Here is a 22,512-nt window from a genome sequence, read left to right as displayed (position 1 = left end):
CGGTGCGCGCGTCAAAGCATGAGGTATACAATGCGCGCCATCGTGATTCTGCTCAGAAAAGGTGCGTCATGCAGCCCTTCGTAATTGCTCCGTCGATTCTCTCCGCCGACTTCGCCCGCCTGGGTGAAGAAGTGGACAACGTCCTGGCCGCCGGCGCCGACTTCGTGCACTTCGATGTCATGGACAATCACTACGTACCGAATCTGACCATCGGCCCGATGGTCTGCTCGGCACTGCGCAAGTACGGCGTGACCGCGCCGATCGACGCGCACCTGATGGTCAGCCCGGTGGACCGCATCGTTGGCGACTTCATCGAAGCCGGTGCGACCTACATCACCTTCCACCCGGAAGCCACCCAGCACGTCGACCGCTCCCTGCAACTGATCCGCGAAGGCGGTTGCAAGTCGGGCCTGGTGTTCAACCCGGCGACCCCGCTGGATGTGCTCAAGTACGTGATGGACAAGGTCGACATGATCCTGCTGATGAGCGTCAACCCGGGCTTCGGCGGGCAGAAGTTCATCCCCGGCACCCTCGACAAACTGCGTGAAGCGCGGGCCTTGATCGATGCCTCGGGCCGTGACATTCGCCTGGAAATCGACGGCGGCGTGAACGTCAACAACATTCGCGAAATCGCTGCGGCTGGCGCTGACACCTTCGTCGCCGGTTCGGCCATCTTCAACGCGCCGAACTATCAGGAAGTCATCGACAAGATGCGCTCCGAACTGGCGCTGGCTCGCCCATGAGTGGCTTTGAGCAGCTGTTCCCGGGGCAATTGCCACGGCTGGTGATGTTCGATCTGGACGGCACGTTGATCGATTCGGTCCCGGACCTGGCAGTGGCTGTGGACAAGATGCTGCTCAATCTCGGTCGCCAACCCGCCGGCCTGGAAGCGGTGCGCGAATGGGTCGGCAATGGCGCGCCGGTGCTGGTACGTCGTGCGCTGGCCGGCGGCATCGATCATTCGGCGGTCGATAACGCCGAGGCCGAACGGGCGCTGGAGTATTTCATGCAGGCCTATGGCGAGAGCCATGAGCTGACGGTGGTCTACCCCGGCGTGCGCGATACCCTCAAATGGCTGCAAAAGCAGGGTGTCGAGATGGCGCTGATCACCAACAAGCCGGAGCGTTTCGTCGCGCCGCTGCTGGATCAGATGAAGATCGGCCGTTATTTCCGCTGGATCATCGGCGGCGACACCCTGCCACAGAAAAAACCCGATCCGGCCGCGCTGTTTTTCGTAATGAAAATGGCCAACATTCCGGCTTCGCAGTCGTTGTTCGTCGGCGATTCACGCAGCGATGTGCTGGCGGCGAAAGCGGCGGGGGTCAAGTGTGTGGCCCTGAGCTACGGCTATAACCATGGGCGGCCGATCGCCGAAGAATCGCCGGCGCTGGTGATCGACGACCTGCGCAAACTAATTCCCGGTTGCCTGGATCCGGCCGCTGAGATAACGTTGGCCGACGCTGTCAAACCCCCTTCTGGAAACGCCATCGTGGTGGTCACTCGCAAACTCTGGATGAAAGTCATCAAGGCCCTGGCCCGCTGGCGTTGGCGCGCCTGACTTGATCCTGGCCGGTTTCCGGCGCGTTTGCATACCTGACCGTTCGACCCTCAAGCCACGAGGCACCTCATGATCCGCGAAGAATTCCTGCGTTTGGCCGCTGCCGGCTACAACCGCATTCCGCTTGCCTGCGAAACCCTGGCCGACTTCGACACGCCGCTGTCGATCTACCTGAAGCTGGCCGACGAGCCCAATTCCTACTTGCTGGAGTCCGTACAGGGCGGTGAGAAGTGGGGCCGTTACTCGATCATCGGCCTGCCGTGCCGCACCGTGCTACGGGTTCACGACCATCACGTCAGCGTGACCGTCGACGGCGTCGAGACCGAAAGCCACGACGTGGAAGACCCGCTGGCCTTCGTCGAAACCTTCAAGGCCCGCTACAACGTGCCAACCATCGCCGGCCTGCCGCGTTTCAACGGCGGCCTGGTGGGCTACTTCGGTTATGACTGCGTGCGTTACGTGGAGAAGCGTCTGGGCAAGTGCCCGAACCCGGATCCGCTGGGTGTGCCGGACATTCTGCTGATGGTCTCCGACGCCGTCGTGGTGTTCGACAACCTCGCCGGCAAGATGCACGCCATCGTGCTGGCCGACCCGGCGCAGGAAGATGCCTTCGAGCAAGGCCGCGCGCGTCTGGAAGAGCTGCTGGAAAAACTGCGCCAGCCGATCACCCCGCGCCGTGGCCTGGACTTCAGCCAGCAACAATCGGCCGACCCGGTATTCCGCTCCAGCTTCACCCAGGACGATTACGAAAAAGCGGTCGATACCATCAAGGAATACATCCTGGCCGGTGACTGCATGCAGGTCGTGCCGTCCCAGCGCATGTCGATCGACTTCAAGGCCGCGCCGATCGATCTGTACCGCGCGCTGCGCTGCTTCAACCCGACGCCTTACATGTACTTCTTCAACTTTGGCGACTTCCACGTCGTCGGCAGTTCGCCGGAAGTGCTGGTGCGGGTCGAAGACAACCTGATTACTGTACGGCCGATTGCCGGCACCCGCCCACGCGGTGCCAATGAAGAAGCTGACCTGGCGCTGGAAAAAGACCTGCTGTCGGACGACAAGGAAATCGCCGAACACTTGATGCTGATCGACCTCGGTCGCAACGACACTGGGCGCGTCTCGGAAATCGGCTCGGTGAAGCTCACCGAGAAAATGGTCATCGAGCGTTATTCCAACGTGATGCACATCGTGTCCAACGTTACCGGGCAACTCAAGGCCGGGCTGACGGCAATGGATGCGCTGCGGGCAATTCTGCCGGCGGGCACCTTGTCTGGCGCGCCGAAGATTCGCGCGATGGAAATCATCGACGAACTGGAGCCGGTCAAGCGTGGTGTCTACGGCGGTGCGGTCGGTTACTTCGCCTGGAACGGCAACATGGACACCGCGATTGCGATCCGCACGGCGGTGATCAAGAACGGCGAGCTGCACGTGCAGGCCGGTGGTGGCATCGTCGCCGACTCGGTACCGGCATTGGAATGGGAAGAAACCCTGAACAAGCGCCGCGCAATGTTCCGCGCCGTGGCCTTGGCCGAACAAACCCCGAACACCTGATTTCACGCAAAGCCCTGTGGGAGCGAGCTTGCTCGCGATGGGGCCATCACTACCACATTGATGTTGTCTGACCCACCGCAATCGCGAGCAAGCTCGCTCCTACGGGGGGGGGCACCATCAATAAAAAAACGCGGCGCCTGTAAGGGCGCCGCGTTTTTTATTGCCGGTCCATCAGAAGTCCAGCGCAACACCTACGTTGATGCCTTGTTGGGTGAAGTCGTCGTCCCTGCGAATGTTGTAGCTGGCGCGCAATGCCAGGTCGCGGGTGAGGTTATGGCTCACCCCCAGGTTCACACGCTGCAAGTGGCTTTGCGGGGTGTAGCCTTCCAGCGTGAACTGGTTGTTCGGCAGGCTGTTGAGGTTGATGCCCACATCCTGGGTATCGTCGTTGTACTCACGCTCGATTGCCGCCTCGCCGAACACCTGGGTTTGCGGGGTGATCTGGTATTTACCCTGCAGGCCAGCACCCAGGCGTCGGGAGATCACTTCCTGATCGGCAAAGGTCAGCGCCGTGGAATCGTTGCCGTCCTCCGAGTAGCCGTCGACTTTCGCCTTGGAGAAATCAGCGCTGATAAACGGCGACACGTGCCAAGGGCTGCTGGCATGTTGTGCAATGTCGTAACCCAGGCGAGCGCTGAAGGCTTCGATGTAGCCGCTGGTATCGCCTTTTTCACTGCGTTCGTTGGCACCCAGCTGGAACTTGCGCTTGAGGCTGTCGTAATCCAGATGGCCGGCCGTCAACGCCACGTCCGCCCAGACACGGTTTTGCTGGTATTGGGCGAATGCCGTGCCCAGGTAAGCGTTGAGCTTGTAGTCGGAGTCGTTGCTGCCGGCTTCGAGTTTCTGGTTATAGAAACCCGCCGCCAGGCCGACGCGCCAGGCATCATCGATGCGGTAGCTGCCCCCGATGTTCAGGTTGGCTCCGTTGCCGTCGGCACTGACCGCGCTGTCCTGACTGTCAAAGTCCTGATGCTGTCCGCCGCCAGAAACAATGGCTCGCCATTGGCCGACGCCCTGCCAGTTTTGCCAATCGGCCAGCCACTGGTTGCGCAATTCATCCTGATGCGCGCGCACGGTGCCTTGGGCCATTTCCGGCAGTAATGTCAGCTCCCAGGGTGCTGCCAACAGGGAGTACGCGTAGTCGGCAATCAGGCGCTGCCCGGCTTCTGTGGGGTGCACGGAGTCGTTGTAGATCAGCTTGGTCGGGTCCGGCGTGGCGCTGTTGATGCCGTAACGGGCATTCTCGGTACAACCGTTGCCGCTGAAGCAGGTAGTGATGAGGTTCTGGTCGGTGGCCAGGCCAAACTGCGCCGGGTTGGCGAACGTCTCTTTGAGCAGTACCGGAATGTTGAGCGGGATGACTTCGGCATTGATGTTCTGCAGTCGGCTTACCAGTTCATTATTGAACTGGGCGCTGAGTTGGGACGTGAACGCTTGCAGCGGGGTGCCATTGAACGCCGGGGTGAAGCCGATATCGGGCAGCAACCAGACCATGACGTATTTGGCGCCGGCGGTTTGCAGTGTCTGCACGCTGTCGGCCAGTCGATCGGCTGCAGCGCTGGCCTGGGGCAGGCTGGTGACGCGACCTTGCAGGAAGTCGTTACCACCACCCGACAGATAATACAGTGCGTTCGGGTCGGCCCGGAAGTTGTTCGACGGCAGGTAGCCGGCGCGGGTGCGTTCGCCGGTGGCGGAAACGCTGGTGATCGAATCCAGGATCTGATCCGTGCGGTAACCGCCGACGGCCCAGTTGTTGCCATCAGGCTGGCCGTTGTTGGCACGCACCGCCGAAGATGATGACGCAGTCTGGTCCGCCGAGAACCCCAGCTTTCCACCCAGTATCTGCGTGGAGTTGAGCGAGCGGACTTCGCCGCTGCCATCCAGATACACCGGTCCTGTCCGGTTGGTAAAGCGCTGTGTCGCCCCGGCAGGCCCGCCAGTGTCGGCAAAGGTCCCGGCGTCGTTGAGGCTGTCCCCGAAGACCACGAAGTTTGTATAAGGATTGGGTGCGGCGTTCGCCTGGGCGCATGCCATCGCGAGCAAGCATCCTGCGAGCGGTACAAACAACGACTGTTTGATCATGAGCAAGTCCGTTTATTTATTGTTGTAGTGAACGAAACGACAGTACCAAAAACTTTCGGCCTTTTGCCATCTGTCGCGAAGCCTTTAAGAGTTTCGCGGGCAGTAGCCCCGGCGATATTGCACGCTCTGCCCAGCTAAGTTACTGTGCCGGGACGTACGAACGAGACCTTCCCCGTGTTGATCATCAGCAAACTCCTGGATCAAGTCATCAAGGCACACGCCCGCTGGCGTTGGCGCGCCTGAATTCTTTTGCCGGCCTCGCCGGACCTGTACCGCTTCGCCTTCTTTACCTGTTTGAAATGCCGCTTTGCTGGCGCTCCTCCAGCACCTGACAAAGCGCAGCGCTCTGCGGGTCAATCATTCGAAGGCCATCTTTAAAGTCAGTGAATTCAAGAGGTTCTTAACGTCATGTTGCTGATGATCGATAACTACGACTCCTTTACCTACAACGTTGTGCAGTACCTGGGCGAGCTCGGCTCCCAGGTCAAAGTCGTGCGCAACGATGAACTGACCATCGCTGAAATCGAAGCCCTCAATCCTGAGCGCATCGTTGTGTCCCCCGGTCCTTGCACCCCGACCGAAGCCGGCATCTCGATTGAAGCGATCAAGCATTTCGCCGGCAAACTGCCGATTCTTGGCGTCTGCCTGGGTCACCAATCCATCGGCCAGGCCTTTGGCGGCGATGTAGTGCGCGCCCGCCAAGTGATGCACGGTAAGACTAGCCCGGTATTTCACGAGGACAAGGGTGTATTCGCAGGCCTGAACCGTCCGCTGACGGTGACCCGCTATCATTCATTGATCGTCAAGCGCGAAACCCTGCCCGATTGCCTGGAGCTGACGGCCTGGACGCAGCTTGAAGATGGCTCGGTCGACGAGATCATGGGCCTGCGTCACAAGACCCTCAACATCGAGGGCGTGCAGTTCCACCCTGAGTCGATCCTCACCGAGCAGGGCCACGAACTGTTCGCCAACTTCCTCAAACAAACCGGCGGCACGCGCTAAGGACTAAACATGAACATCAAGACAGCCCTGGGCCGTATCGTCGATCACCTCGACCTCAGCACCGATGAAATGCGCGACGTGATGCGCGAAATCATGACCGGGCAATGCACGGACGCACAGATTGGTGCGTTCATGATGGCCATGCGCATGAAGAGCGAAAGCATCGACGAAATCGTCGGCGCGGTGTCGGTGATGCGCGAACTGGCGGACAAGGTCGAACTCAAGACCCTCGACGGTGTGGTCGATGTGGTGGGCACTGGAGGCGACGGTGCCAATATCTTCAACGTGTCGACCGCTTCCGCTTTCGTGGTTGCCGCTGCTGGCTGCACCGTGGCCAAGCATGGCAACCGTGCGGTGTCGGGCAAGAGCGGTAGCGCCGATCTGCTGGAGGCGGCCGGCATCTACCTGAACCTGACGCCGGTGCAAGTGGCGCGCTGCATTGACAACGTTGGTATTGGCTTTATGTTTGCCCAGACTCATCACTCTGCGATGAAATACGCCGCCAGCCCGCGTCGTGAACTGGGCTTGCGCACTTTGTTCAACATGCTCGGCCCGCTTACGAATCCGGCCGGTGTGAAGCATCAGGTGGTGGGCGTATTCACCCAGGCCTTGTGCCGGCCGCTGGCGGAAGTGTTGCAGCGTCTGGGCAGCAAGCATGTGCTGGTGGTGCATTCGAAGGATGGCCTGGACGAATTCAGCCTGGCCGCTCCGACGTTTGTCGCAGAGCTTAAGGATGACCAGATCACCGAGTATTGGGTCGAACCGGAAGACCTGGGCATGAAGAGCCAGAGCCTGCACGGCCTGGCCGTGGAAAGCCCGGCGGCGTCTCTGGAGTTGATTCGCGATGCCCTGGGCAAGCGCAAGACAGAGAACGGTCAGAAAGCGGCCGAAATGATCATGCTCAATGCTGGTGCCGCCCTGTATGCGGCCGACCATGCCAGCAGCCTGAAAGAAGGCGTTGCCTTGGCACACGATGCGCTGCACACCGGCCTCGCTCGAGAAAAGCTAGAGGAATTGGGTGCATTTACCGCGGTATTCAAAGTGGAGAATGAAGGATGAGTGTACCGACGGTTCTGGAAAAGATTCTGGCGCGCAAAGTTGAGGAAGTGGCCGAGCGCAGCGCTCGCGTCAGCCTCGCCGAGCTGGAAAGCCTGGCCAGGACGGCCGATGCACCTCGTGGTTTTGCCAAGGCATTGCTGGCTCAGGCCAAGCAGAAGCAACCGGCAGTCATTGCCGAAATCAAGAAAGCCTCGCCGAGCAAAGGCGTGATCCGCGAGAACTTCGTGCCCGCCGATATCGCACGCAGTTACGAGAAGGGCGGTGCGACCTGCCTGTCGGTACTCACCGACATCGACTACTTCCAGGGCGCCGATGCGTACCTGCAGCAGGCCCGCGCAGCGTGCCAGCTACCGGTGATCCGCAAGGACTTCATGATCGATCCCTACCAGATCGTCGAAGCCCGTGCCCTGGGTGCCGATTGCGTGCTGTTGATCGTGTCCGCGCTGGATGACGTGAAAATGGCCGAACTGGCAGCCGTGGCCAAAAGCGTCAACCTCGACGTACTGGTGGAAGTCCACGACGGCGATGAGTTGGAGCGGGCCTTGAAAACCCTCGATACTCCGCTGGTTGGCGTGAACAACCGCAACCTGCATACCTTCGATGTCAGCCTGGAAACCACCCTTGACCTGTTGCCGCGTATTCCGCGTGATCGACTGGTCATCACCGAGAGCGGCATTCTCAACCGCGCCGATGTCGAACTGATGGAAATCAGCGACGTCTACGCGTTCCTGGTCGGCGAAGCGTTCATGCGCGCCGAAAGCCCGGGTACCGAGTTGCAGCGACTGTTCTTCCCCGAGCGCGGCGTTCCAGTCAGCGGCTCGACCCTCGACTAAACACATCTTCACAGGCAAACCGCTACCACTGTGGGAGCGGGCTTGCCCGCGAAGAGGCCCGCAAATCCCCTAGAGACCTCAGGTCTGTCGGAGCCTTCCATGTCGCTGCCAACCTCCCTGACCATTGAAGCCGGCCTGCAAGCCGAACAGGATCTTTTGGCCTCGGTGTGCGCCGGCGACGCGGAGTTCGGCCTGCTGTTCTGGCAACCGAGCGATCAGGCATTGGTGATGCCGCGCCGCTTGAATCGCTTGCCAGGCTTCGAAGTCGCCTGTGAAGTGTCAGCGGCGGCAGGTTGGCCGGTGCTGCTGCGCGATACCGGCGGCGAACCGGTTCCACAATCCGCCACAACGATCAATATCGCCCTGGTATACGCGCCACCGCGCAGCGAAGGTGATTTGAACCGCATCGAAACCGGTTACCGGCGCCTGTGCGACCCCATCTGCCAGTTGCTGGATGAATTGGGTGGCTCGTCGTCCCTTGGCGAAATCGACGGTGCGTTCTGCGATGGCCGCTTCAACGTCAACCTCGACGGGCGCAAAATGGTTGGTACCGCCCAGCGCTGGCGCCAGAGCCAGGGTGGTCAGCGTCCGGTGGGCCTGGTGCACGGTGCGATGCTGATGGATAACGACCGGGCGTCAATGGTCGCCGCGGTCAATCGCTTCAACGAGGCCTGTGGTCTGGAGCAACGAGTACGCGCCGAAAGCCACATCGCATTGCATGAGAGGTTCACGGCACCCGATGCGTTGGCGCGCCTCGACGAACTCTACCGGTTGATGTTGGCACAGATGTTCAGCGGCTAGGTTTTCGAGTTTATCGCGTACCGAAGACCACCATGGTCTTGCCTTTGACGTCCACCAGGTTGCGATCTTCCAGATCCTTGAGCACGCGACCGACCATCTCCCGGGAACAGCCGACAATCCGCCCGATTTCCTGACGGGTCACCTTGATTTGCATGCCATCGGGGTGGGTCATGGCGTCTGGCTGCTTGCACAGCTCCAGCAGGCAGCGGGCAACGCGGCCGGTCACGTCAAAAAATGCCAGGTCACCAACCTTGCGCGTGGTGTTGCGCAGGCGCTGTGCGATTTGTCCGCTGAGGACGTAAAGAATGTCCGGATCCTGCTGAGACAACTCGCGGAATTTTGCGTAGCTGATTTCCGCAACTTCGCATTCGACCTTGGCCCGCACCCAGGCACTGCGCTCCTGCTCCAGGCCGGCTTGCTCAAACAGGCCCAACTCACCAAAAAAGTCCCCGGCGTTCAGGTAGGAAATGATCATTTCCCGCCCGTCGTCATCCTCGATCAGGATGGTGACTGAGCCTTTGATGATGAAGAACAGCGTTTCCGAGCGGTCACCGGCACAAATGATGTTGCTCTTGGCCTGATAGCGGCGGCGCTGGCAATGCATCAACAGCTTGTCGAGGTTCTTGAGCTTGGGGTTGGGGGCAATAGCAACCATGGTTGTATCCCGAAATGACTGCACGGTATGGTTTTTATAAATAGCGAACGCTGGAGTGAGGCTGGCCATGCGCCATTGAATTGGCGTCAGCTTACCAGACACCTCCTGAAATATTCGAGCATTTACCTACAAGGCAGTGGGATATGTCCTAGGACGGCGGGCGCTGTCAATCTCGGGGGCTGTGCTAAGCTGGCGACCCTTTTTTATACAGTGGAGTCTTGGCGATGAAGGCACGCATCCAATGGGCTGGCGAAGCCATGTTCCTCGGCGAATCCGGTAGCGGTCATGTCGTGGTCATGGACGGTCCGCCCGATGCCGGCGGACGTAACCTGGGTGTCCGGCCGATGGAAATGCTGCTGCTGGGTGTCGGCGGTTGCAGCAATTTCGACGTGGTCAGCATCCTCAAGAAGTCCCGCCAGGCCGTCGAGAGCTGCGAAGCCTTCCTCGAAGCCGAGCGCGCGACGGAAGATCCAAAGGTTTTCACCAAGATCCACATGCACTTCGTGGTCAAGGGCCGCGGGCTGAAAGAAGCCCAGGTCAAGCGCGCCATCGAATTGTCTGCCGAGAAGTATTGCTCGGCCTCGATCATGCTCGGCGCGGCTGGCGTGGCAATTACCCACGACTACGAGATCATCGAGCTCGGTTGAATCGACATTCAACTATCATAAAAGCAGTGCAGACTCTGGCGATCCCAAGCTGACGTCTGCATAATGCGCCACTTTTTTCAGGGTAGTGGCCCGTCAGCCGACAGGCCTCGCACCCGAACAGACAACCAAAATCGCCATCGCGAAGAGGTGTTAACCGTCCTACGCAGGTGCGTTGTTCGCATCTGACGGGCATGCTTGATCACGCGGCCGGGCCGCAAACACATAGAGAGTTTTTAACGGTGAAAAGCAAACTCAAGCTCCACGGGTTCAATAACCTGACAAAGACCTTGAGCTTCAACATCTATGACATCTGCTACGCGGAAACCCCGCAAGACCAGCAGGCTTACGTCGAGTACATCAATAAAGAGTACAACGCGAAACGCCTGACGCAGATCCTCACGGAAGTTGTCGATATCATTGGTGCCAACATCCTGAACATCGCCAGTCAGGACTACGAGCCGCAGGGCGCCAGCGTCACGATCCTGATCTCCGAAGAGCCGGTAACCCCGACCGACAGTCAGATCGAAGAGTCTCCGGGCCCGCTGCCCGAAATCATTCTGGCCCACCTCGACAAGAGCCACATCACGGTGCACACCTACCCGGAAATCCATCCGGTCAGCGGTATTGCAACCTTCCGTGTGGACATCGACGTGTCGACTTGCGGGGTCATTTCACCGCTTAAAGCGCTCAACTTCCTGATTCACCAGTTCGATTCGGACATCGTGACCGTGGACTACCGTGTGCGCGGCTTCACCCGTGACGTTGAAGGCAAAAAGCACTTCATCGACCACGAGATCAACTCGATCCAGAACTACCTCTCCGATGACACTCGCGACGCATACCAGATGACCGACGTGAACGTGTACCAGGAAAACCTGTTCCACACCAAAATGCTGCTGAAGAACTTCGAACTGGATAACTACCTGTTCGGTGATGCCACCAGCAACCTGTCCTCTGAGCAACGTGCCCAGGTGACCGAGCGGGTGAAACACGAAATGCTCGAAATCTTCTACGCGCGCAACATGGCGTAAGGTTCTCGAACACAAAAAAGGCGACTACCTCACGGCAGTCGCCTTTTTTATTGCCGAAGCGCGGCCCCCTGTGGGAGCGGGCTTGCCCGCGAAGAGGCCCTCACAGGCGACCGGGATATCAGATCCGATAAGTACTCTTGGTCATCACCTTGGCCATCAGACTCATCCCGAACTTCACCGGCGCCGGAAAGCGGAACCCGCCAGCCTCCAGCGCGCTTTCGGCATGCTGTTCTTCATCGATACGCATCTGCTCAAGAATCGCCCGGGATTTTTCATCCTCGGCCGGCAATTGCTCCAGGTGTTCGTTCAGGTGTTTGCACACCTGGTCTTCCGTTGCCGCCACGAAGCCCAGGCTGACTTTGTCGCTGATCAGGCCGGCCACGGCGCCAATTCCGAACGACATGCCATAAAACAGCGGATTGAGGATGCTGGTGTGGCTGCCCAGTTGATGGATGCGTTGTTCGCACCAGACCAGATGATCGATTTCTTCTTCGGCGGCGTGTTCCATGGCAGCACGCACCTGCGGCAGTCTGGCGGTCAGCGCCTGCCCCTGATACAACGCCTGGGCGCAGACTTCGCCGGTATGGTTGATGCGCATCAGGCCGGCAACGTGGCGCGTGTCTTCGTCGCTCATTTTTGCATCGGGCTGCACGATGGCCGGCGACGGACGGTACGGCTGGCCGCTGAAGGGCAGCAGGGTGCGCATCGCGGCATCGGCTTGCAGCAGAAGGCGGTCGATGGGCGAGTAGTGACGTTGGGTAGTCATGCTGACCTCCGGGGGAATTTCGGCGGCCAGTTTAACCCAATCGGCCGGGGATGGTTTGCGCTGGGTCATTGTGATGCTAAGGCTGTGACAGTGTTGTGATGCCTTTTGTGGGAGCGGGCTTGCTCGCGAAGTCGGAGTGTCAGTCAACAAAGATGTTGAAAGTGAGGCCCTCTTCGCGAGCAAGTCGGATCGCCGCACCGCCGCTCCCACAAGGGGGGGGCAGCAATCAGCCCGGCGGCCAGTGCATCTGGCGCTGGCCAAGCACGTGCATATGAATGTGGTAGACGGTTTGCCCGCCTTCTTCATTGCAGTTCATGACGACGCGGAAGCCTTTTTCGCAGCCCAGTTCCAGGGCCAGGCGCTGGGCGGTGAACAGAATGTGTCCGGCCAGTGTCTTGTCGTCCTCCGTCAGATCGTTCAGGGTGCGAACCGGCTTCTTCGGGATCACCAGGAAATGTACCGGTGCCTGTGGGGAAATGTCGTGGAAGGCCAGTACCTGGTCGTCCTCGTAAATGATCTTCGCCGGGATTTCCCGGTTGATGATCTTGGTGAACAGAGTATCCACAGCTGTTTTCTCCGTTGTTTGGGCTGGTCTGAGTGTACTCATGGCGTATGCCAGCGCCCAGCCTTTTACTTTGAGTTGGATCAGCGCGGGCAGTAAGCCTTGTTGACCATGCCGGCGATTGTGCGAGTCAGCCAGCGTGAGCCGAGCCTCGGCAGGAAAGCGAACCAGCGGTTGCGCCGCCCCGGAATAATGATCGCCTGATTCTTTTCCAGGGCGCGCACGGTGTAGAGCGCCACTTCCTCGGGGCTCATCAACAGTTTGCTGTTGGTCAGTTTGTCGCTGTCGAGTTGCGCGGTACGGAAGAACGCTGTGCGGGTCGGCCCGGGGCAGAGCACCGAAACCTTGATCGCGCACTTTTTCAGCTCGACGCGCAACCCCTCGGAAAAGTGCAGCACATACGCCTTGCTGGCGTAATAGGTGCTCATCCACGGTCCCGGTTGAAACGCTGCCACCGAGGCCACATTCAGAATCTGCCCGCCACCTTGCAGGGCCATGCTGTTGCCGATGGCATGGCACAGGCGGGTGAGGGCGAGGATGTTCACTTCGATCAGGTCTTGCTCGGTCATCCAGTCCTGGGCCAGAAACGGGCCGCATGTACCGATACCGGCGCAATTGACCAACAGATCGATTTGCCGGTCGCCTTCCTCCAGCTCCAGCAGGAATCCGGACAGGCGCAACGGTTCGCCCAGGTCACAGGCACGGAACAACACTTCCACGCCGAACCTTTGGGTCAATTCAATCGCAATGCTTTCCAGCTGATCACGTTGTCGGGCCACCAGAATCAGGCTGCGGCCGCGCCGGGCCAACGCTTCGGCCATTGCCAGGCCGATGCCGCTGGAGGCGCCAGTGATCAGAGCGTAACGGGTCATGCAGTTCTCCATCGCAACAGCTCCGCGCCGCGACGCAGGTGTCACGGGCCAGGAGCGCTGTTCATTCTTTCGCAGAGTCTACAGGGGGCTGGGCCTCTTCGGCTGCATCGTCGGCGGAAATTGGCACCGGTTCGACCTCGACGTCGATTTCATCGGTGGTGACCGAACTGCTGTCGTAGCTGCTCTGGGCGGCGTTTTCGTATTCTTCCTGTATCGCCGAGAGACCACCGCCCAGGGAGCCGACCAGGATCAGTGCGATGACGACCAGCCACAGCGAAGACAATACTTTGACCGCGGTACTGTTCGGCGGAGGCGGTGGACCGTAGCGGTTGGCCAGTTCGTTGCCCGGTACGACCATGATCACGAACGGAAAGAAACTGCCCACAAACGGTACCAGGTTCAGCAGCCACAGCCAGCCGGACCAGCCGACATCGTGCAAACGTTGAACGGTGATCTGGATGCTGACGAAGGCAAATCCGACAAACAGGATAAGGGCCAGCAAGCCACCCAGGATCAGGCCGGCGGTTGAATCCGCACCGATGAGGGCCAGGGCGACCAATGCAAAAACCCCGCAAACAGCCGAGAGCACCAGTGTCAGCACCAGTGTCCAGGCAAGAAAACGCAAGCGACCGATACGGCCATCGAAACTGAATGGCTGGAGCGTGGCGAATTCCGCCACCGCTTCGCCGACGGGCGCGCGAGGCGCAGCGTAAGGAGACTGCGGTTCTGCCAAGGCCGCCTGGCTGCTGGCCGGGGTATGGTCATGCACGTCGGCGAGATTCAACTCGATCGGTGTTTCGGCTTCGATGCGCGCGTCGATACCGGTCTTGCTCAGCGCCTGGAGATAGGTTTGGGCATCGGCCTGCGTCAGGTTGCGTTTGAGCGCTACCGGGCGCCCGGCGAACAAGCGCTCGATGGCTGTGACATCGCTTTTGAACAAATCGGCGAGATTGAGCTTTGCCGTGGTGATGTCGACACCGGGCAGCAAGGCACCTTCGAATACGATCTTGAAACGATTTTCGCCCATGTGCGAAGCATCCTTGTCGCGAGAGGTTGAAAGAAGGTTGTGTCCGAGTGAGTGTAAGGCCAGCCGGGAGGGGCTGGCCAAGATTTGCTGTCAGCGCGGCCAGCGTTTTGGCAGCTGGGCGGCATGCTCCAGGGCTTGGCGGTACTCGGCGTCGAGACGTGCAATCAACTGCTCGACACTCGGCAAGTCCTCGATTTCTCCCACGCCCTGGCCTGCAGACCAAACGGTTTTCCAGGCTTTGGCTTCATCGCTCACGGGTTTGAGCTTGGAACCGAAGTTGATCTCGCCCTTGCCCTGCAACGCGGCCATGTCGAAACCGGCGGCTTCCAGACTCTGGCGCATGAAACTCGCGGGGACACCTGACACGGCTGGAGTATGGATGATGTCTGCAGCTTTGGATGTCAGCAGCATTTCTTTGTAGGCCTCGGGCGCGTGACTTTCGGTCGTGCCGATAAACCGAGTGCCAAAGTAGGCCAGATCCGCGCCGAGCAATTGCGCGGCAAGAATTTCATGTCCGTGGTTCAAGCAGCCGGCCAGCAACAGGGTCTTGTCGAAGAACTGGCGGATTTCGGCAATCAGCGAGAACGGGCTCCAGGTCCCGGCGTGTCCACCGGCCCCGGCAGCCACGGCGATCAATCCATCCACGCCGGCTTCGGCCGCTTTCTCGGCATGACGACGTGTCGTCACGTCATGGAACACCAGGCCGCCGTAGCTGTGCACCGCATCGACCAGTTCTTTCACGGCGCCGAGGCTGGTGATCACGATCGGCACTTTGTGCTCTACACAGATCTCCAGGTCCGCCTGTAAGCGTGGATTGCTGTTATGCACGATCAGGTTCACGGCATAAGGCGCGGGGTTTTCCATGGTCGCCAGTCCGGCTTCGATCTCTTCCAGCCAGGCCTTGAAACCGCTGCTTTCGCGCTGGTTCAGCGCCGGGAAGCTGCCGACCACACCCTGACGACAGCAGGCGAGTACCAATTGCGGATTGGAAATCAGGAACATCGGCGCAGCCACCACGGGCAGACGCAAACGTTGTTCGAGCAGAGCGGGCAGCGACATTGGAAGTACCCCGGTGAGTGGTGTCTATTGGATTTAGAACGGCCGAACGACGACCAGAATTACGACTGCCAGCAATATCAGAACCGGAACCTCATTGAACCAGCGATAAAAGACATGGCTGCGGGTGTTTTCGCCACGGGCAAAACGTTTTACCTGGGCGCCGCACATGTGGTGATAGCCGATCAGGATCACCACCAGGGTCAGTTTGGCGTGTATCCAGCCACCCTGGCTGAAGATGCCTGGATTGAGGTAGATGAGCCAGCCGCCGAAGATCAACGTGGCGATCATTGCCGGACCCATGATGCCCCGGTACAGCTTGCGCTCCATTACGCTGAAGCGTTCCTTGCTGATCGTGTCTTCACTTTGTGCGTGATAGACGAACAGTCTTGGCAGGTAGAACAGGCCGGCAAACCAGCACACGACGCTGACGATATGAAACGCTTTGAGCCACAGATAGAGCATTTTTAGTTATTCCAGGTTCACGGTAGTCTGAATAGTAGAGAAAGAGTCCCGTCTCGGACATAACTGTTCAATTTTGACGGTGTCTTTTGCCGCCATACTGCGTTGCCGCTCCTCGCCATAGCGGGCTATGACTCGTCGCGGCGCCTTGTCTGGCAACAAAATCCACTCGCCAAAACTTGAACGTATGCCCGAGACGGGACTCGTGAGCGTCCGCACGTCACCTTGACGGTTGTCGCAGGGGCGCGCGGCCCCTATTATCGACGGCTTTCCAGTGGGTTCGTTGAGGGCAGGTTTATGGTCAAGGTCGGTATCGTCGGCGGCACGGGTTACACCGGTGTCGAACTGCTGCGTCTGTTGGCGCAACATCCGCAAGCTGAGGTGGTTGTCATCACTTCCCGATCCGAGGCTGGCCTGGCCGTAGCCGACATGTACCCGAACCTGCGAGGCCATTACGACGGCCTGGCGTTCAGCGTTCCGGATATCAAGACCCTGGGTGCCTGCGATGTGGTGTTCTTCGCCACGCCGCACGGTGTTGCCCATGCCCTGGCGGGCGAACTGCTGGCGGCCGGGACCAAGGTCATCGACCTGTCGGCTGACTTCCGTCTGCAAGACGCCGATGAATGGGCCAAGTGGTACGGCCAGCCGCACGGCGCACCGGAACTGCTGGACGAGGCGGTCTACGGTTTGCCGGAAGTCAATCGCGAGCAGATCAAGAAAGCGCGCCTGATTGCCGTGCCGGGCTGCTACCCGACTGCAACGCAATTGGGTTTCCTGCCACTGCTCGAAGCCGGCCTGGCCGATGCTGCGCATCTGATTGCTGACTGCAAATCCGGCGTCAGCGGTGCCGGTCGTGGTGCTTCCGTAGGTTCGCTGTACTCCGAGACGTCGGAAAGCATGAAGGCCTATGCGGTCAAAGGTCACCGTCATCTGCCGGAAATTCGCCAGGGGTTGCGTCGTGCCGCGGGCAAGGACGTCGGACTGACCTTCGTTCCGCACCTGACGCCGATGATTCGCGGCATTCACTCGACGCTCTACGCCACTGTTGTTGATCGCTCGGTGGATCTGCAGGCGTTGTTTGAAAAGCGTTATGCCAACGAACCGTTCGTCGATGTCATGCCGGCCGGCAGCCATCCGGAGACGCGTAGCGTGCGGGGTGCCAACGTCTGCCGTATTGCCGTGCATCGCCCTCAGGACGGTGATCTGGTGGTGGTGCTGTCGGTGATCGACAACCTGGTCAAAGGGGCGTCGGGGCAGGCCGTGCAGAACATGAACATTCTGTTCGGGCTGGATGAGCGTCTGGGTCTCTCCCACGCCGGCATGCTGCCTTGAGAGCAGCTACAAGCTTCAAGTTGTAAGCCGCAAGCTTGAAGCTCACAGCTTGAAGCTTGTCGCTGCTCCTAGAATAGTTGACCGCTTTTCTAGGAGAAGCGGATAATGCGCGTCATCACGCAATATGACGGCGTAACGCCGGGAGATAGTCAGCATGAGCGTCGAATCCTTCACCCCCACGGCTTTGCAATTCACCCACGGTGCCGCGCACAAGGTGAAGAGCCTGGTCGATGAAGAGGGGAATGATCGCTTGAAGCTGCGCGTATTCGTTACGGGCGGCGGTTGTTCAGGTTTTCAGTACGGTTTCACTTTCGATGAGGAAGTGGCCGATGACGACACCATCGTCGAACGCGAAGGCGTGAGCCTGGTGGTCGATCCGATGAGCTTCCAGTACCTGGCCGGTGCCGAGGTGGACTACCAGGAAGGTCTGGAAGGTTCGCGCTTCGTCATCAAGAACCCGAATGCGACCACCACCTGTGGCTGCGGTTCTTCGTTCTCGATCTGATCAGCGCACCTGTTTCACAGAACGCCGCACGGCCTCAGGGTCTTGCGGCGTTTTGCTGTGTGGAGGATTTATGCGGGGTAGATGGCGCCGAGTACGCGCAATCCACGGGCACCGGTAACGCTCGGACGATTGGCCGCGATGCCTTCGAGGCAGCAATGAGCCAGCCATGCGAAGGCCATGGCTTCGACCCAGTCGGGGTCTACACCGTAAGTCGCGGTGCTGCTGACACTGGCGTTGGGCAACAGGCTGGCCAGGCGGGTCATCAAGGCCGTGTTGTGGGCGCCGCCGCCGCAGACCAGCAGTTCCTGCGTGTCTGCCTGGGCGCTTTGCAGTGATTCGATGATGGTCAGTGCGGTCAGTTCAAGCAGGGTCGCCTGAACATCTTCGGCGCAGAAGGCTGGCAGCTGCGCCAGATGCTGCGTCAGCCATGTCAGGTTGAACACTTCCCGCCCGGTACTCTTCGGGCCTTTGGTCACAAAGAACGGGTCACTCAGCAGCGCATTCAACAGCACCGGTTGAATGTTGCCGCTGGCAGCCCATTGGCCGTCACGGTCAAAGTGGTCGCCGCGTTGCTGGTGGATCCAGGCGTCCAGCAGCACATTGCCCGGGCCGCAGTCGAAACCGGCGACCGGCTTGCCGGGCTCGATAAGGCTGAGATTGCTGAAGCCGCCTACGTTCAGTACTGCACGATTCCCGCCCCGTTCTTCAAACAAGGCTTCGTGAAAGGCGGGAACCAGCGGTGCACCTTGCCCCCCGGCAGCGACATCGCGGCTGCGGAAGTCGCTGACCACGGTGATGCCGGTCAGCTCCGTCAGCAGGGCCGGGTTGCCGATCTGCACGGTGAAGCCGCGTGCCGGTTCATGGCGGATGGTCTGGCCGTGGCTGCCAATGGCACGAATGTCGTCAGGCTTGAGTTGCTGTTGAGCGAGGAGGGTGTGAATCCCTTGCGCTGCCAGTTTTACCCAGTTCTGCTGGGCGATGGCGGAGCGGGCGATTTCGTCCGGGCCGCTGGCGCACAAGCCGAGCAGCTCGGCGCGCAGGGAGTCGGGCATCGGGATGTAGTGGGAGGCGATCAGCCTGATCGCCGGGGCTTGCTCGATCAGCGCGATATCCAGGCCATCAAGGCTGGTCCCGGACATCACACCTATATAGAGCGCCATGACTTAACGCTTGCTCGAAGCCAGCATCGTGGCTTTTTCCTGATCCATGCGCGCCATCAGGGGCTGGCTTTGGGCGAGGAAGCGTGCGCGTTCGGCCTTGGCAATCGGATCGGCCATTGGCAGTTTCTGGCCCAGCGGGTCGACGTGCACTCCATTGACCTGGAACTCGTAGTGCAGGTGCGGGCCAGTGGAGAGGCCTGTGGTGCCGATATAGCCAATCACCTGGCCCTGCTTCACCGTGCCGCCAGTCTTCACGCCTTTGGCAAAGCCTTGCATGTGGCCGTAGAGCGTGGTGTAGGTATTGCCGTGCTGGAGGACGACGGTATTGCCGTAGCCACCACGGCGACCGGCCAGCAAGACCTTGCCATCACCGGCTGCCTTGATCGGCGTGCCGCGCGGTGCTGCGTAGTCGACGCCTTTGTGGGCGCGGATCTTGTTCAGGATCGGGTGCTTGCGGCCCATGGAAAATTTCGAGCTGATGCGGGCGAAGTCCACCGGTGTGCGGATGAACGCTTTGCGCATGCTGTTGCCGTCAGCGGTGTAGTAGCTGCTGTTGCCTTGTTTGTTGGTATAGCGAACGGCGGTGTAGGTCTTGCCGCGGTTGGTAAAGCGCGCTGACAGGATCGGGCCATTGCCGACGGCCTTGCCGTTGACCACTTTTTGCTCGTAGATCACGTCGAATTCGTCGCCCTGGCGAATGTCCTGGGCGAAGTCCACGTCGTAGCCGAACACACTGGCCATGTCCATGGTCAGGCTGTGGGACAGGCCCGCTCGGGCTGCGGACTGCGACAGCGAACTGTTGATCACGCCATGAACATAAGCGGAGCGCACGGTCGGTTTCGCAGTGATGCGATTGAACGTGTAGCCCTTGTCGTTCCTGGTCAGGCTGATGCTTTCGACGTCGTTGAGCTTGCTGTGCAAGTTGGTCAACTGGCCATCAGGGCCCAGTTCGAATTCAAGTTTTTGGCCGCGCTTGAGCTGGCTGAACTGCTTGGCCTGCTTGTCGCTGGCCAGTATTTCATGCACCGATGTGGCTGGAAGCCCGACTTTCTCGAACAGCGTGGAGAGGGTATCGCCCTTGGCGACGATCACTTCCCTGTGGCTTGCCGGCTTCTTTTCTTCAACTTCAACGACCGGCGCCGGTTCGGCTTGAGCGGTTTCCTGAGTGTCCTCGGCGCTGTTGTCGATCTGCGCGAAGGGGGATGTTGCAGGTTCATTTGTGGCTTGAACGACGTCAGCAGCGTCTTGATCTTGTGTCAGTTGTTCAGCAGGACTTTCCAGTTCAAGACTCAGGGTCGTTTTTTTGGCTTCCACATCGCTGGAAGGGAATACCAGGAGCGCCAGGCTGAGAAGGGCGGCGATTCCACTTGCGGCGAGCAGGTGGGTCTTCGGGTAAAGCGGCGGCGCTTTAGACGATTCTTTGGTCATAAGTGGTTTTGACTTTGAAAAAGATGAATTGGAAAAGATGAATGACATGATGAAGATGAAATAACTGTATAAAATATAACCAAATCATCTCTGAAGCAAGTCCGTAGGTGCCCTGCCTGCGGATTGGCGTCCGTGCGCCGGGCAAACCTTGTATTTGACGCGCGATCTTGTATGGTTGGTTCCCTTTGAATCTGAGCCTTGCGGGTCTGTTATGAAGTCGGTTGAAGAGCAGCTAGCGCTGATCAAACGTGGTGCGGAAGAACTGTTGGTCGAGTCCGAGCTGATTGAAAAGCTCAAGCGTGGCCAGCCGCTACGTATTAAGGCGGGCTTCGATCCAACGGCTCCGGACCTGCACCTGGGTCACACCGTGCTTATTAATAAGCTGCGCCAGTTCCAGGAGCTGGGGCATCAGGTGATCTTCCTGATTGGTGACTTCACCGGGATGATCGGCGATCCGAGCGGCAAAAGTGCTACGCGTCCGCCGCTCACTCGCGAGCAGGTCCTCGAGAACGCCGAGACCTACAAGACTCAGGTCTTCAAGATTCTGGACCCGGCAAAAACCGAAGTGGCCTTCAACTCCACCTGGATGGATCAGATGGGGCCGGCCGACTTCATTCGCCTGACTTCGCAGTACACCGTGGCTCGGATGCTCGAACGCGATGACTTCGACAAGCGCTACACGACCAATCAGCCAATCGCCATTCACGAGTTCCTGTATCCGCTGGTTCAGGGTTACGACTCGGTAGCTCTGCGCGCAGATGTCGAGCTCGGCGGTACCGATCAGAAGTTCAACCTGCTGATGGGGCGTGAGCTGCAGCGTGGTTATGGCCAAGAGGCTCAGTGCATCTTGACCATGCCGCTGCTTGAAGGCCTGGATGGCGTGAAGAAGATGTCCAAGTCCTTGGGCAACTACGTCGGTATCCAGGAAGCGCCAGGTGTGATGTACAGCAAGCTGGTTTCCATTCCGGATGCGCTGATGTGGCGCTACTTCGAGTTGCTCAGCTTCCGCTCCATGGATGAGATCAATGCGTTCCGCGCTGATGTGGAGGCGGGCGCCAATCCGCGCGACATCAAGATCCAGCTGGCTGAAGAGATCGTTGCGCGCTTCCATGGTGAGGAGGCTGCGGCCAGTGCTCACCGTGCTGCCGGTAACCGTATGAAGGATGGCGAGCTGCCGGATGATCTGCCGGAAATCGAATTGACTGCTGCCGAAGATATGCCGATCGCTGCTGTCCTTAATAAGGCGGGGCTGGTTAAGAACTCGGCGGTGGCTCGAGATCTCCTGGGTTCCGGTGGTGTGCGTATAGATGGTGAGGTTGTCGATCGCACCTTTATATATGCACTGGGCGCGACCCATGTTTGCCAGGCCGGGAAGAAGGCATTTGCGCGTATTACGCTCAAATCCGAATAAAGCTGAAATAGGGGGTTGACGGCGAATTTTAGAAGCCTATAATTCGCCCCACTTCCGGCGCAGTCGAAACGGAAAACTCCTTGGTAAACAAAGAGTTACGCAGTTTTCGGCAGCGGGTTGCTTCAGGTCATCGAAGCGCCAGGGAAGTTGAAAAAGAGGTGTTGACAGCAGCGAGTAACGCTGTAGAATTCGCCTCCCGCTGACGAGAGATCGAAAGCGCAAGTGGTTGAAGTTGTTAAGGAATCCTTGAAAGCTTCTGAAAAAAAATCACTTGACAGCAAATGAGGCTGCTGTAGAATGCGCGCCTCGGTTGAGGCGAAAGATCTTAACCAACCGCTCTTTAACAACTGAATCAAGCAATTCGTGTGGGTGCTTGTGGAGTCAGACTGCTAGTCAACAGATTATCAGCATCACAAGTTACTCCGCGAGAAATCAAAGATGTAACCAACGATTGCTGAGCCAAGTTTAGGGTTTTCTCAAAACCCAAAGATGTTTGAACTGAAGAGTTTGATCATGGCTCAGATTGAACGCTGGCGGCAGGCCTAACACATGCAAGTCGAGCGGATGACAGGAGCTTGCTCTCTGATTCAGCGGCGGACGGGTGAGTAATGCCTAGGAATCTGCCTGGTAGTGGGGGACAACGTTTCGAAAGGAACGCTAATACCGCATACGTCCTACGGGAGAAAGCAGGGGACCTTCGGGCCTTGCGCTA

The 22,512-nt window shown here is 59.2% G+C and carries 22 protein-coding genes and 1 rRNA gene; 13 read left to right on the top strand and 10 right to left on the bottom strand.

The window, feature by feature from the left end; all coding sequences use genetic code 11:
* The first annotated feature begins 68 nt into the window (after positions 1-68).
* The 3 genes from rpe to trpE all read left to right on the top strand — a co-directional run bounded on the left by rpe (position 69) and on the right by trpE (position 3,109).
* A complete protein-coding gene (gene rpe / locus BSF40_RS03255; protein WP_007980198.1) occupies positions 69-743 on the top strand; it encodes a ribulose-phosphate 3-epimerase in 675 nt (224 codons plus the stop codon).
* A complete protein-coding gene (locus BSF40_RS03250) occupies positions 740-1,558 on the top strand; it encodes a phosphoglycolate phosphatase (protein ID WP_015097053.1) in 819 nt (272 codons plus the stop codon). Before rpe ends, BSF40_RS03250 begins: the two co-directional genes overlap by 4 nt.
* 69 nt (positions 1,559-1,627) lie before the next feature.
* Positions 1,628-3,109 (top strand): anthranilate synthase component I, encoded by a 1,482-nt coding sequence (trpE, locus tag BSF40_RS03245; RefSeq protein WP_095964072.1) that lies wholly within the window; start codon positions 1,628-1,630, stop codon positions 3,107-3,109.
* A gap of 171 nt (positions 3,110-3,280) precedes the next feature.
* On the opposite strand, the gene estP is transcribed toward trpE, so the two are convergent.
* Positions 3,281-5,191 (bottom strand): esterase EstP, encoded by a 1,911-nt coding sequence (gene estP, locus BSF40_RS03240; RefSeq protein ID WP_095964071.1) that lies wholly within the window; start codon positions 5,189-5,191, stop codon positions 3,281-3,283.
* Positions 5,192-5,599: 408 nt separating this feature from the next.
* Between estP and BSF40_RS03235 the strand changes: the two genes are divergently transcribed.
* The 4 genes from BSF40_RS03235 to BSF40_RS03220 all read left to right on the top strand — a co-directional run bounded on the left by BSF40_RS03235 (position 5,600) and on the right by BSF40_RS03220 (position 8,886).
* Positions 5,600-6,193, top strand: a complete 594-nt coding sequence (locus BSF40_RS03235; RefSeq protein WP_007980194.1) for an aminodeoxychorismate/anthranilate synthase component II — start codon at positions 5,600-5,602, stop codon at positions 6,191-6,193.
* A 9-nt stretch (positions 6,194-6,202) separates the two neighbouring features.
* Positions 6,203-7,252 carry an anthranilate phosphoribosyltransferase gene (gene trpD / locus BSF40_RS03230; RefSeq protein WP_095964070.1) on the top strand — a complete coding sequence of 350 codons (1,050 nt, stop codon included), beginning with the start codon at positions 6,203-6,205 and terminating at the stop codon, positions 7,250-7,252.
* A complete protein-coding gene (gene trpC / locus BSF40_RS03225) occupies positions 7,249-8,085 on the top strand; it encodes an indole-3-glycerol phosphate synthase TrpC (RefSeq protein WP_095964069.1) in 837 nt (278 codons plus the stop codon). The genes trpD and trpC overlap by 4 nt, the downstream gene beginning before the upstream one ends.
* Before the next feature lie 99 nt (positions 8,086-8,184).
* Entirely contained in the window at positions 8,185-8,886 is a 702-nt protein-coding gene (locus BSF40_RS03220) for a lipoate--protein ligase family protein (RefSeq protein ID WP_095964068.1), read from the top strand.
* 10 nt (positions 8,887-8,896) lie between these two features.
* Here the strand turns inward: BSF40_RS03220 and crp are convergent, their stop codons facing one another.
* Positions 8,897-9,541 carry a cAMP-activated global transcriptional regulator CRP gene (gene crp / locus BSF40_RS03215; protein ID WP_095964067.1) on the bottom strand — a complete coding sequence of 215 codons (645 nt, stop codon included), beginning with the start codon at positions 9,539-9,541 and terminating at the stop codon, positions 8,897-8,899.
* 224 nt (positions 9,542-9,765) lie between these two features.
* Between crp and BSF40_RS03210 the strand changes: the two genes are divergently transcribed.
* Positions 9,766-10,188: an OsmC family protein gene (locus tag BSF40_RS03210; RefSeq protein ID WP_007941657.1), complete on the top strand. Its 423-nt coding sequence runs from the start codon at positions 9,766-9,768 to the stop codon at positions 10,186-10,188.
* A gap of 239 nt (positions 10,189-10,427) precedes the next feature.
* The gene (gene speD / locus BSF40_RS03205) at positions 10,428-11,219 is read left to right on the top strand and encodes an adenosylmethionine decarboxylase (RefSeq protein WP_007980189.1); all 792 of its coding nucleotides are present in this window, start codon (positions 10,428-10,430) and stop codon (positions 11,217-11,219) included.
* 118 nt (positions 11,220-11,337) lie between these two features.
* Here speD and coq7 read toward each other — a convergent pair whose 3' ends face one another.
* The 6 genes from coq7 to hemJ all read right to left on the bottom strand — a co-directional run bounded on the left by coq7 (position 11,338) and on the right by hemJ (position 15,967).
* Positions 11,338-11,985 carry a 2-polyprenyl-3-methyl-6-methoxy-1,4-benzoquinone monooxygenase gene (coq7, locus tag BSF40_RS03200; protein WP_007980187.1) on the bottom strand — a complete coding sequence of 216 codons (648 nt, stop codon included), beginning with the start codon at positions 11,983-11,985 and terminating at the stop codon, positions 11,338-11,340.
* Positions 11,986-12,211: 226 nt separating this feature from the next.
* Positions 12,212-12,550, bottom strand: a complete 339-nt coding sequence (locus tag BSF40_RS03190) for a histidine triad nucleotide-binding protein (RefSeq protein ID WP_095964066.1) — start codon at positions 12,548-12,550, stop codon at positions 12,212-12,214.
* Between the two features lie 80 nt (positions 12,551-12,630).
* Positions 12,631-13,419, bottom strand: coding sequence for an SDR family oxidoreductase (locus BSF40_RS03185; protein ID WP_033048446.1), 789 nt, complete (start codon positions 13,417-13,419; stop codon positions 12,631-12,633).
* A gap of 61 nt (positions 13,420-13,480) precedes the next feature.
* On the bottom strand, positions 13,481-14,446 hold the full coding sequence (locus BSF40_RS03180) for a DUF805 domain-containing protein (protein WP_095964065.1): 966 nt from the start codon (positions 14,444-14,446) through the stop codon (positions 13,481-13,483).
* 90 nt (positions 14,447-14,536) lie between these two features.
* A complete protein-coding gene (locus BSF40_RS03175; RefSeq protein WP_015097043.1) occupies positions 14,537-15,505 on the bottom strand; it encodes a nitronate monooxygenase family protein in 969 nt (322 codons plus the stop codon).
* A 33-nt stretch (positions 15,506-15,538) separates the two neighbouring features.
* Positions 15,539-15,967 (bottom strand): protoporphyrinogen oxidase HemJ, encoded by a 429-nt coding sequence (gene hemJ, locus BSF40_RS03170; RefSeq protein WP_015097042.1) that lies wholly within the window; start codon positions 15,965-15,967, stop codon positions 15,539-15,541.
* A 294-nt stretch (positions 15,968-16,261) separates the two neighbouring features.
* On the opposite strand from hemJ, the gene argC reads away from it, so the two are divergent.
* Both argC and erpA read left to right on the top strand, forming a co-directional pair.
* Complete coding sequence (gene argC / locus BSF40_RS03165; protein ID WP_007980174.1) at positions 16,262-17,296, top strand: N-acetyl-gamma-glutamyl-phosphate reductase; 1,035 nt, start codon at positions 16,262-16,264, stop codon at positions 17,294-17,296.
* Positions 17,297-17,450: 154 nt separating this feature from the next.
* Positions 17,451-17,801 (top strand): iron-sulfur cluster insertion protein ErpA, encoded by a 351-nt coding sequence (gene erpA / locus BSF40_RS03160; RefSeq protein ID WP_007906865.1) that lies wholly within the window; start codon positions 17,451-17,453, stop codon positions 17,799-17,801.
* 68 nt (positions 17,802-17,869) lie between these two features.
* Here the strand turns inward: erpA and BSF40_RS03155 are convergent, their stop codons facing one another.
* Together BSF40_RS03155 and BSF40_RS03150 are read right to left on the bottom strand one after the other, a co-directional pair.
* Positions 17,870-18,961, bottom strand: a complete 1,092-nt coding sequence (locus tag BSF40_RS03155; protein ID WP_095964064.1) for an anhydro-N-acetylmuramic acid kinase — start codon at positions 18,959-18,961, stop codon at positions 17,870-17,872.
* Positions 18,962-18,964: 3 nt separating this feature from the next.
* Positions 18,965-20,389 carry a peptidoglycan DD-metalloendopeptidase family protein gene (locus tag BSF40_RS03150; RefSeq protein ID WP_095964063.1) on the bottom strand — a complete coding sequence of 475 codons (1,425 nt, stop codon included), beginning with the start codon at positions 20,387-20,389 and terminating at the stop codon, positions 18,965-18,967.
* 211 nt (positions 20,390-20,600) lie between these two features.
* On the opposite strand from BSF40_RS03150, the gene tyrS reads away from it, so the two are divergent.
* Entirely contained in the window at positions 20,601-21,800 is a 1,200-nt protein-coding gene (tyrS, locus tag BSF40_RS03145; RefSeq protein ID WP_095964062.1) for a tyrosine--tRNA ligase, read from the top strand.
* 495 nt (positions 21,801-22,295) lie between these two features.
* Positions 22,296-22,512, top strand: a 16S ribosomal RNA gene (locus tag BSF40_RS03135); the annotation flags it as partial.

The sequence above is a fragment of the Pseudomonas sp. ACN5 genome (assembly GCF_002303975.1).
Taxonomy (GTDB): Bacteria; Pseudomonadota; Gammaproteobacteria; order Pseudomonadales; family Pseudomonadaceae; genus Aquipseudomonas; species Aquipseudomonas laurylsulfatiphila.
The sequence above is the reverse complement of the archived record's forward strand: the minus strand, read 5'-3'. Positions and strand labels throughout refer to the sequence as shown.